The sequence below is a fragment of the Acinetobacter sp. SwsAc4 genome (assembly GCF_013391535.1).
Classification (GTDB): domain Bacteria; phylum Pseudomonadota; class Gammaproteobacteria; order Pseudomonadales; family Moraxellaceae; genus Acinetobacter.
This window is the reverse complement of record NZ_JACAXC010000007.1, coordinates 43,630-55,242: the sequence shown is the minus strand read 5'-3', so window position 1 is coordinate 55,242 and position 11,613 is coordinate 43,630. Positions and strand designations below refer to the sequence as shown.

The 11,613-nt window shown below is 41.0% G+C and carries 7 protein-coding genes and 1 pseudogene; 1 reads left to right on the top strand and 7 read right to left on the bottom strand.

Annotated features, from left to right (window positions below; translation table 11 throughout):
* Window positions 1-20 precede the first annotated feature (20 nt).
* Complete coding sequence (gene rluB, locus HYG88_RS05615) at window positions 21-956, top strand: 23S rRNA pseudouridine(2605) synthase RluB (RefSeq protein ID WP_087536766.1); 936 nt, start codon at window positions 21-23, stop codon at window positions 954-956.
* Between the two features lie 57 nt (window positions 957-1,013).
* Here rluB and HYG88_RS05610 read toward each other — a convergent pair whose 3' ends face one another.
* From HYG88_RS05610 to HYG88_RS05580, 7 genes and pseudogenes are all read right to left on the bottom strand, one after another.
* The gene (locus HYG88_RS05610) at window positions 1,014-2,747 is read right to left on the bottom strand and encodes an ABC transporter ATP-binding protein (protein WP_178882744.1); all 1,734 of its coding nucleotides are present in this window, start codon (window positions 2,745-2,747) and stop codon (window positions 1,014-1,016) included.
* A gap of 12 nt (window positions 2,748-2,759) precedes the next feature.
* Window positions 2,760-3,902 carry an ABC transporter permease gene (locus tag HYG88_RS05605; RefSeq protein WP_178882743.1) on the bottom strand — a complete coding sequence of 381 codons (1,143 nt, stop codon included), beginning with the start codon at window positions 3,900-3,902 and terminating at the stop codon, window positions 2,760-2,762.
* Window positions 3,903-3,912: 10 nt separating this feature from the next.
* Window positions 3,913-4,851 (bottom strand): ABC transporter permease, encoded by a 939-nt coding sequence (locus HYG88_RS05600; protein WP_178882742.1) that lies wholly within the window; start codon window positions 4,849-4,851, stop codon window positions 3,913-3,915.
* Window positions 4,852-4,863: 12 nt separating this feature from the next.
* Complete coding sequence (locus HYG88_RS05595; RefSeq protein ID WP_178882741.1) at window positions 4,864-6,882, bottom strand: M3 family metallopeptidase; 2,019 nt, start codon at window positions 6,880-6,882, stop codon at window positions 4,864-4,866.
* Window positions 6,883-6,949: 67 nt separating this feature from the next.
* On the bottom strand, window positions 6,950-8,764 hold the full coding sequence (locus HYG88_RS05590) for an ABC transporter substrate-binding protein (RefSeq protein ID WP_178882764.1): 1,815 nt from the start codon (window positions 8,762-8,764) through the stop codon (window positions 6,950-6,952).
* A gap of 14 nt (window positions 8,765-8,778) precedes the next feature.
* Window positions 8,779-10,563 carry an ABC transporter substrate-binding protein gene (locus tag HYG88_RS05585; protein WP_178882740.1) on the bottom strand — a complete coding sequence of 595 codons (1,785 nt, stop codon included), beginning with the start codon at window positions 10,561-10,563 and terminating at the stop codon, window positions 8,779-8,781.
* A gap of 161 nt (window positions 10,564-10,724) precedes the next feature.
* Window positions 10,725-11,390, bottom strand: a pseudogene (locus HYG88_RS05580) (hypothetical protein).
* Window positions 11,391-11,613: the final 223 nt, after the last annotated feature.

The following is an 11,613-nucleotide window of genomic DNA, read 5'->3' as shown; positions in this document are numbered from 1 at the left end:
ATGTCTAAGGTTGTGCTGTCATGAGTGAAAAATTACAAAAGGTTTTAGCGAGAGTCGGGTTAGGCTCACGTCGCTATATGGAGGAAGTCATTGCTGCTGGTCGCGTCAGTATCAATGGAAAAATTGCTCAAGTGGGTGAACGTATTGAACCTACAGATGAACTCCGTATCGATGGTCGTAAAGTTCAGTTTCAGGTTGAAGATGAAATTCGCCGCCGTGTTCTCATTTATTATAAACCAGAGGGTGAAATTTGCTCACGCAATGATCCTGAGAAACGTCCAACTGTATTTGATCATTTGCCTCAAATCGCCAATGATCGCTGGGTAATGGTGGGTCGTCTGGATATTAACAGTACTGGTTTATTGTTATTCACGAATGATGGTGAACTTGCGAATCGTTTAATGCATCCTTCAAATGAAGTTGAGCGTGAATATGCGGTACGTGTGATGGGTGAAGTCACGCCACAAATTCGCAATAACATGCTGAAAGGTGTTGAACTTGAAGATGGCCCAGCCAAATTCGAATCATTCTCTGAAATTGGCGGTGAAGGTATCAACCGTTGGTATCAAGTTGTGGTGAAAGAAGGTCGTAATCGCGAAGTACGTCGTATCTTTGAATCTCAAAGCTTAAAAGTCAGCCGCTTATTGCGTACCCGTTACGGCACCGTGATCTTGCCACGTGAGTTACGTACAGGCCGCTGGATGGAACTGGATAAGACTGACATTGACAACTTAGCGAAATCAGTGGAATTAAAACCACGTCAAGGTACTGGCTTGTTTGGTATGGCAAAACGCCGTACTGAAAAAATGGCGGAGAAGCCATTGGCTGCACGTCGTGGTGGTTATTTACGTCAACAGCGCCGTGATGATGAGCAACAAGAGCAGCGTTCAGGCAATGGCAATAATAACAATGGCCGCAAAACCATTGGTTTTAACAAAGGCTTTAAGAAATTCTAATTCTTGGCTTTAAAATAAAAAAACGCTCTGATTAGAGCGTTTTTTTATGCTGGAATTTTAATGATGATGGTTTACCCCCTGCGGAATCGCATTGAGCAGCTTCTTGGTATATTCATGTTGTGGATGTAAATACAACTCATCCGAATTGGCAATCTCAACCAACTCACCATGATTCATCACCATTACTTGGTCTGAAATATATTTCACTACAGATAAATCATGCGAAATAAAGATATAACTCAAACCAAATTCATCCTGTAGGTCCTGCAATAAATTCAATACTTGCGCCTGCACTGAAACATCTAAGGCAGAAACGGATTCATCACAGATCAAAATCTCAGGTTTTAAAGTCAGACAGCGTGCGATGGCAATCCGTTGCCGCTGACCACCTGAAAACTCATGCGGATAACGATCATAGGCTTGCGCAGGCAAACTGACTCGTTCTAACAGTTCTAATGCCATCTTTTTACGTTCGGCATCATTCTGACCTATGCCATGAATCCGCATCGGTTCTAATAAAATCTGCCCGATGGTAAAGCGTGGATTGAGTGAAGCATAAGGGTTCTGGAAAATAATTTGAATCTTACGTTGATACCGTGAAAATTCTTTCTCAGTCATGGCAAGAATATCTTTGTCACCAATCAAAACCTGCCCACCTGTGGCTTCGTGCAAGCGCATCAGCAATAGACCAATGGTGGTTTTCCCAGAACCAGACTCTCCAACCAAACCTAAAGTCTTGCCTTTAGCCAGTTGGAAGGACACGCCTTTTACGGCCTGAAATTCCTCTCGCCCCCATAAACCTTTACGGCTATAAAACGACTTTTTCAGATCTTTAACATCAAGCACAATCGGTTCATCACCAGACAAACCACGGACACGCTGTTTCAGATTTAATTCGGACAAATTGGTTGCTTCAATCAATTGTCCATTTTCGTCCTGCTTCATAAAATCACTGGTCACAGGTAAACGGTATGGTCGGGTTAAAAGTTGTGGTCGGCAGTGCAACAAAGCACGGGTGTATACATCTTTCGGTTGTTCTAACACTTGCTCAACAGCGCCAGATTCACGGATTTCACCATGACGCATCACGATCACTTCATCAGCAATTTCGCCAACCAAAGCCAAATCATGGGTAATAAACAGCATCGACATTTGGTGACGTTGTCGTAATGACTCCAACAAATCAATGATTTGCTTTTGAATAGTGACATCTAAAGCCGTGGTTGGTTCATCCGCAATCAATAGCTTTGGTTCACAGGCGATTGCCATCGCAATCATCACCCGTTGCTGCTGACCACCAGAAAGCTGACTTGGATAAGCATCTATTTTTGTTTCAGGTACAGGGATACCGACTTCTCGAAGTAACTCAAGCACTCGTACTCTGGCCTGCTTGCGTCCCATGCCTAAATGAATGCATAGCACTTCGGCAATCTGATCACCCACGGTAAATACAGGATTCAATGAAGACATCGGCTCTTGGAAAATCATAGCAATTTCCTTACCACAGATTTTCCGAATTTCTTTTGCAGATAAATTCAGTAAATCCTTACCCTCAAAAGTAATACGACTTTGCGCTGCAATTTGACTTTGTCCTTTCGGTAATAGACCCATCACCGCTAGGGAAGTAACCGATTTACCACTGCCCGACTCACCAACCAAAGCCACGGTTTTATTTTTAGGAATTGAAAATGAAATTCCTTTAACCGTTTCGATCCATTGTTTATTTTCACCTTTAAAGCTGACCCGAAGATCGTCTACCTGTAATAGCGGTGTTTCATTTTGAGGTTGCATATTTTTTCTCCGCTATTTCAACTTAGGATCTAAAGCATCACGCAATGCATCAGTAAACATGGAGAATGCCGTGACTAAAACCGCCATCGCAATCGAAGCCGCTGCCAATTGCCACCATTTCCCCAAAATCAATTCACTTTGCGCTTCATTCAACATACTGCCCCATGACACCACCCCCACAGGCACACCAAAACCAAGGAAGCTCAGAATCACTTCAGATTTAATGAATGACACCACCAGAATCGAAATTTGAACCAACGCAATATGACTGACATTCGGGAAAATATGCACAAACATACGGCGTAAATGACTCACTCCAATGGCTTTGGCGGCAAGTACATATTCACGCGATTTGTGCTTCATATATTCAGCACGAACCAAACGAAATACCCCAGTCCAACCCGTTAGACCTAAAATCAAAACAATTGACAAAATTCCTTTTTGTTGGAGTACCGCGGCGATCGCGAGCACTAATAGCAGATAAGGAATCGAAGTGAAAATGTTATAGAACCAGTTCAGTACATCATCAATCCAACCACCAAAATAACCTGCAATTGCACCTAAAAATGTGCCAATCATCACCGCCAATAAAGCAGATAACAAACCGACCAGAATTGAGGTTTCAGCACCTTTAATAGTTTTGAGCAGCACATCTTGCCCCCACTTATCTGCCCCAAAAGACAACGTGGTTTTTAACTCTTGTTTTTGATCAAGTAGACGCCCACCAAGCTGTTGATCAATTTGCTGCATATCCTCTGCTAAAGGATCAACCACACCATAATTATCAATGACTGAGCTACCTTGTTGTTCAGCCTGAATTTCGGCATTGAGCTGTTGAATCACATCTTTCAATGGATCAACTGGATTTTCAGGTAATGCCTCTATCTTCTTGCTACTGTCTTTCATTTGATCTGAGTCAGTATCCGCCCCTAAAAATGTCGGTGGCGCGTAGCTGACGGCGACTTCTTTATTCCAATTGGAAGCAATCACGCCTGTCATGGATAAGCCTAACAAGATGAAATAAAACAGCACCACCAAGAAAGAAACCACGGCGATCCGATCTGATTTCAGCCGATTCAATGCCAACTGCCAGAGCCCCGTTGAAGCCGATGATTCATTTGAGGAGGTTTTGCCTTTAAAAATTGTACTTAGCATCATCGTTCCCCTACTTCAACTGTACACGAGGATCGAGGAGCTTATAAATCAGATCGGCGATCAAGTTAAAAATCATGGTCACAACAGCGATATATACGGTAATCGCTTTAATTACAGGGAAATCACTACGCTCAACCGCAATAATAATTTCACGCCCGATGCCCGGAATACCAAAGAATCGCTCAATCAGGAAAGCACCAATCAGTAAGGCAGGCAGACTAGCCATCACTTCAGTGACAATTGGAATCGATGCATTACGCAAAACATGTACACTCAGTACCCGAGACTCCCCCACACCTTTGGCACGCACAGTCCGCACATAATCTTGGTTAATTTCATCTAGGACGAAGCTTCGATATAAACGTAGTGTTGGGGCAATGCTCACCACCAACATGATTAAGATAGGTAGCAAAGAATATTGGAATAAGTTTTGACTAAACTGATCACTCCAGCCTTGTACGGGGAACCAACTGAGTTGGTATGCCAACACATACTGGAACACGATGATATACACCAAAATACTGATCGACATGCCAATGGTACACAGCATCATCACCATACGATCTGTCAGTGATCCACGAACTGAAGCAACCGCTAAAGCAAGGATAATTGAAATCACGGTTTGTAAAATCGTCAGTGGAATCAATAAAGTCAGTGAAGGCCCTAAACGGGTCAGGATAATCTGTGATACAGGCTCTCCCGTACTCCAACTCGCACCATAATCGAAGGTCAGAATCTGTTTAATAAAAATCCACAGCTGCACATAATAGGGCTGATCAACGCCCAATTGTTTACGGATGTTTTCGATTTGCTCTGGGCTAGACATTTTCCCTGCCAAAATATATGCAGGATCTCCCCCCACCCAGTTAAACAAGAAGAAAATCAGCAAAATGACCCCCAACATGGTCGGGATCATTTGCCATAGTCTACGCACGAGATAAGCAAGCATAATGGCAAATCCTTATTTGACCCGTTGACCTGTAATTTCACTAAAGAAAGCTTTGTTATCTGGTTCTCTGCCTAAGAAATCTTTGACCAGTTGAGCTGCATTCTTTTGGCTGCCTTGAGATAAAATCGTTTGGCGGTAACGCTGACCCACTTCTGGATTATTCAAGTTATCACCGAAAGCAGACAACATATCCAGAGCCAATACTTCAGACCACATATAACCATAGTAGCCCGCTTGATAGCCCATCAGATGTCCAAACTGCCCAGGAAATTCAGTATTCGGCACATAGCCTAGAGCGGTTGCGGATTCCATTTTTTTCCACACATCCATCGGCTGTACTTTGAGTGCATCAGCGCCATGCAATGCCATATCATATTGTGCATAAAGCGTTTGGCGTGCATACCCTAATCCACGTCCATAATTATGCACAGCTTTTAATCGTGCAATCAGTGCATCATCTACTCTCGGACAAGCAGGATCACAATAGTCTGCCACTTTAGACAAGGTTTCCTTACGTCTAGCCCATTCTTCATACATTTGCGATGGTGCTTCAACAAAGTCACGCTCGACTGACGTACCCGACTGCCCCACATAACGGGTATCGGACAAAATGCCATGCAAGGCATGCCCAAACTCATGCACAAAAGTTTCAAGCTCATTGCTGTTTAAACCTTTACGATTAAAATTAGTCACTAATACTGAAATTGGTTTACGTTTACTCAGCGTACTGCCCCCATATACGCCCCATACTGCTGCATGACCATATTTACCTTCACGTGGGAACTTATCCATATATAAGCTACCCAATATCTCACCTGTTTTTTGGTCTACAACATCGTAATATTCGACTTCTTGTTGCCACGTATCCACTTTAGCGGCTTTAAACTGAATACCATACAAATTTTCGGAAATTGCAAATAACCATTTCTGTGCGGCGAGTGTTGGGAAATAATCACGCAGTTTTTCTTGGTCAATCTGGTATTTGTCCTTGCGTAGTTTTTCGCTCCAATACCCAACATTCCAACGGTTAATTTCAGCTTTTTCCAAAGAAATATTTAGGGTTTTAGCTTTAAATACACGTAACTCCTGCACCTCTTTTTGCTCTAAAGGTGCCACGACTTTATGAACATCTGCTAAGAAGTTATTCACTGTTTTTGGTGTTTTCGCCATGCGTTTCTTTAATGCCCAGTCTGCATAACTTGGCTGACCAAATAGCTGTGCTAATTCATAACGTAAGTCGACAATCTGTTTAAGCAGGACTAAATTCTTTTCTGTACCACGACGTGTAAATGCCGTTTGATAACGTTTTCTTGCATCATCACTGTCTGAAAGTTCCATAAATGGTTGATATTCAGGATATTCAAAACCCAATAAATAATTGCCTTTATCATTTTTCTTTAAGCCTGAAATATAACTTTCAGGTAGTCCCTTTAATTCGGCTGGCGTGAATTCTAATTTCTCTGGATTGTCGCGGACATTACGAGAGAACTCTTGCGAAAGTTTGGTTAGCTCATCCAATATATGTTTTAAACGTGCTCGTTTTTCAGGTGCAAGCTGCACCCCTGTATCTTCAAATTGATCAAGAATATCTTGACGATATTTACGATCAATTGGATCTGTTGTTTTAGTATTTTTAATCCGTTGATACAATTTTGGGTTCTGATAAATTTCAGTCTGCAACTGATTGATTTTTACTTCACAATCATCAGCAGCCTTACGAAATTCCGCATCGGGATGCACATTGCTATATAAGCTAATTGGCCCAGAAAAATCCTCAAAGCTTGCCATCAATTGATCCCATTCAGCTAGAACAGGTGCAGCTGTCGATTGCGGTTGAATGGATTGTTGTTCTAATTGAGAAATACGCTGTTGTAACTTGTGTAAATTCGCATCGCACCATTCTGCACTGTCATTCAGTTTAAAAATAGGTAAAACAGCAGATGTGCTTTCTGCCCACACGCCTTGACTCATCCCTGTCATCACCATTGATAACAGACCCAGCGTCGATCGTTTCAACATGTTCTTCGCCATTATTATTTCTCTCCAATTTAATTTCATTCATATGTTGTTTAGGTTTCTCACGAACCTTCTTTCGACACTATGGTTTGTTTTGTTGAATATCGATATACATCCACTCTGCGGGCAGAATTGGATGCTTTTTATAGCCAATCACTCGAGGTTGTGCCACGACAGTACGGTAACGGGTCGACATGAATTGTACAGGCGCATAAAACTCTAAAAGACGTGACATTTTACGATAGAGCAGATCACGTTCAGGACCATCAGCAAGTTTCAATGACTGTTCATATAAACGATCATATTCTGGCAATTTAAAACAAGTATGGTTGGTGGCATGAATATTATTGCCATAAAACAACTGCACAAAGTTGTCTGCATCAGGATAGTCTGCAATCCAAGCGGAAGCTTTAAACATGGTTTTACATTGTTTTTCAGCCTTTAAACCTTCTGCAAAAGGCACAGGTTTAGAGACCATATTGACTTTGATATTGGCTAATTCTTTCTTTAACAGTTCAGCCATCTGCATACTTCGCGCACTGCTACTGGATGGCATAAATTCAATCACCAGTGGCTTGCCATTTGGCAACATCCGCCAACCATCTTTGCCCACTTTGTAGTTATAACGATCAAGTAATAAATTTGCTGCTTTGACGGAATACGGAATGCTGCTTTTATAATTGGGATCATGCCCCGCGACACCATAAGGAATCGGCGATTCTAATTTTTTGGCGTTCCCTTTGGCTAAAATGCTGATAAATTTCTCTTTGGAAATTGCCATCGCCATTGCACGGCGCAAAGCAATTTTCTCTTTACTCACGCCACCCACCACAGGATTTTGTATATTCCAATACAAGTAATCAATTGAAGGGTCTGCAATACGTGAAAGTTGAATCCCTTTTTTTGCTAACTCTGGCTTTAATTGACCATCTTTTAAAGCTTGTGCAGGTAATTCACCATCTAGAGTAAATATATCTAGCCCATCTTTTTGGAACGATAACCATCCTGACTGTGATTCTTCAATCACTTGAATATCGACCACACCAATCTGCGGCATTTTTTTGCCTTGCATTTGCTGTACGATTTTCTGATCTTCAGGATGGGTCGCTTTAAAATTCCATGTGTAACCGCGATAATCAGGATTGGCTTTCAAAATAATACGCGAGCCTGGTGTCCATTGTGCGAGAACATAAGGCCCTGTCCCTACAGGATGTCCCATCGCATAGCCTGCTTTATCACGATAATGTTCAATCACTTCACGCGCGACTGCACCCGTTGGTTGATGTGCAAGTAACATTGGAAAATTATAATTTGGCTCTTTTAATCGAATCACCAAAGTATAACGATCTGGTGTTTGTAGCCCTGCAATCGGCTGATCGTAATTAAATTTTCCATTTTTCGCTGCTTGCTGGATAGCACTATCTATTCCTGAGATACGTCCATCAAACAACCAACTGTTGGGTGAATGTAGATTTGGATCGAGCAAACGTTTAAAAGAATAGGCATAGTCTGCTGCAGTTAATTCTCTCGCTTTGCCTTTAAATACAGGATCAGGCGTGAAATAAATTCCTTTTTTTATTCGAATGGTATAGGTCAAACCATCGGTACTCACTTCTGGCAAAGCCACCGCCGTATTTGGAACGAGTTTTGCGGGTGAAGCTAAATAATCATAGGTATATAATGTTTCAAACACTGAATACAAAATATGTGCTGAATATAAATCTTGTACAGCAACAGGATCAAATCCAGTCTCAGCCACGGGAAAAGCATAACGTAACACTTTGTTTGGATCGGCAGGGCTTTTCGCTTCTGTAATCGTTACCCCTAGACTTAATGTTGTCCCCAATAACAGCACAAGACTAGTCCGTTGCATCGAAAGTTTAAAATTTTGCTTCATCATAAACACATCACTTATTTTTGATTTGGTGAAACAATATCTAAGTATTGCCAGTTGGTATTCATAATTGGATGAGCTTTAAATCCCTGCACATCAGGTTGAATCAACCAGTTCCGAATCCGTGTATCTTGTAAAATCCACGTTCCATCTGCTTCAATTTGGCGACTCATTTTTTCATAGAATGGCATACGTTTTTCAGGGGCTTGCTGCATCGCCTGTTTATATAAATTGTCATAAGCAGCTGACTGATAACAGGATTGATTACCACGACCAACATTCGGACCATAAAGCAATTGCGTGAAATTTTCACCCTCTGGATAATCCGCATGCCATGCTCCACTCCACATCATGTATTGACACTGGGTTGCGGCTTTTAAGTTATCGGCAAAATTACTGACTTTAAAGTCTGCCCGAATCCCGATTGCATCTAAATTTTTCTTCCACAATTCAGAATACATCACGGAAGCTGTACCACTCTCGGTATTTATTTTTAAGGTTAAAGGCTTCCCATTGGGCAAATTACGATAGCCATCTGGGCCTTTTTTATAGCCAAAATGATCAAGTAATTTATTGGCTAAAACAGGGTTATAACCAATACTACTGCGATAATTCGGGTTATGACCATTAATGCCTGCAGGTACCAGCATTTCAGCCTTAACCGCCTGACCTTTTCTTAAGATACGAATATATTCATTGACATTAAAAGACATGGCGATGGCACGTCTTAACGCAATTTTATCTAGGCTATTCCCACCAACAACAGGATCACGCATATTCAACATTGAATAGGTGATCTCTGCCTCTTTATTGGCATACAAACGTATACCCTGCTTTTGCATTTCTGCTTTTAACTGATTATTTTGATCAAGCACTTTAGGAATTGCACTTGAAGTGACCTTATCAAAATCCAGTTGTTTGGACTGAAAAGCCAGCCAACGTGATTGTTCTTCTTCGATAATGCTGATATTGACTTTGCCAATTTGTGGCATACGCTTGCCACTCATTTGCTTGACGAGTTGATTATCCCAAGCTGTTCCAGTGGACTTAAAATTCCAAACAAAGCCGCGATAATCTGGATTTGCAATCAGTTCAATCTTGCTACGTGGGACATATCGACTCAACATATAAGGCCCTGTTCCCACAGGATGCATGCGTAATTGATCTTTATAATATTCAACTACTTCTCTAGCCGTCGCTCCAAATGTGCTATAGGCAAGAATATAAGGAAAATTATAATCAGGTTGGGTCAGCTTAAATTGAATTGTATATTTATCTAAGGCTTTTACACCTTCAATCTTAGCATCATAATTGAAGCGCCCTGTTTTATTGGCTTGCTCAACCAAAGCATTTGCCCCAACTAATTTGTTATCAATAAAAGAAAAAGAAGGTGCATGATTTTTAGGGTCTAAAATGCGTTTAATCGAGTAAACATAATCTTCTGCAACCAACTCTCTGCGTTTACTTTTAAATGCAGGATCATCGGTAAAATAAATCCCTGGCTTTATTTTAAATATATAAACCTGACCATTTTTTTCAATCACAGGTAGGCTTTCTGCTGTAGATGGAACCAATTTTACTGGGTTAGCGAGATAATCGTATTGAAGCAATCTTTCAAAAATTACATCGGCGACATTTCCGCTGTAAAAATTAAAAGTTTTAACCATATCAAAACCATCATCTGGGGCTTCAAAAGCAACACGGAGTACTTTATCTGCCTGAGCAGGTATTTTTGCATACCCCGTCGGCATAAATGCAATAACGGTTGATAATACAGTGATCGTAAAAAAAGTTGACTTCAAATCAGTGCTCACATCATCGTTTTTTAATAAATACTAGACTTTTAAATTGTATTCAACTTTATAACTAAACTTACTTTAACTATTTAATAATTCAGTATTTTTACCAAATCATTATTTCTTCTAAAAAATTTAACAAGCAATCAAAACATACTCTTGTTTATCTATTTTATTTCATTAATCACAATTGGAATCAGTTTACTGCTCACCTTATAGCCTTGTGGTTTGTTATTACATGCATCTCCGGTTACTGTCGTTCGAATCACATAAGGCGAATACAGCATCACGCTTAAATAACCCGAATTGTCTCGGCCAGTACGGCAATCTTCTGCGCCCAGTTTTTCATCGTAGCGACCGTCATAAGAAGATTCCTCCACTTCTGTAATCAGTTTGCTTGTCCACTGAGTGAAATAAACTAAGCTTTTACTCGACTCGACCGTCCCCTACCCCGACCCAGCACTTTCAATTTCAACCAGATCAACGGGCTTGCCTTTATAAACCGTTGAATGGATTTTAAATGTATTGGATTGCCCCCCAAAGGTTTTCAAGATTCGAGCCTGCTTTAATTTTGGACGAGTGAGTACATAACCAGCCCAAAAGTTGCGTCCTGCATTTTCAAAACTCACACCTGATAAATAGGCCTCTTCACCTGAAACCAGTTTCACTTTTTCAGTATGGTCAATCAGAATCGCTTGGGGTGGATTGGCATTTGAATCTTGTAAGTTAGTGATCCAACTAATGATGGTTTTATCTGTTGGTACAGCAGCTTGAGTAGTCGAGATCAAACCTGACAAGCATAGTGTTATAAAAACAAAATTCTTCTTATTCATTGTTATTCACCTTAAGTTTATGAATTAAATCGCTTATAAAATCCATTAGCTATCGTGACTTAGTCTTCCCAAGCCCACCCACTCATAGCAAATCTTCTTACTTTTCAAAGATGAAAAGTAACATAAATCTTTTGTCAGACTGACGGTACGTCCTGAGCAATTTCAAAGCAAGGCTTTGAAAGCAGCGCAAGGCACTCTAACTTGGCGGCATCCTTGCCGCCCG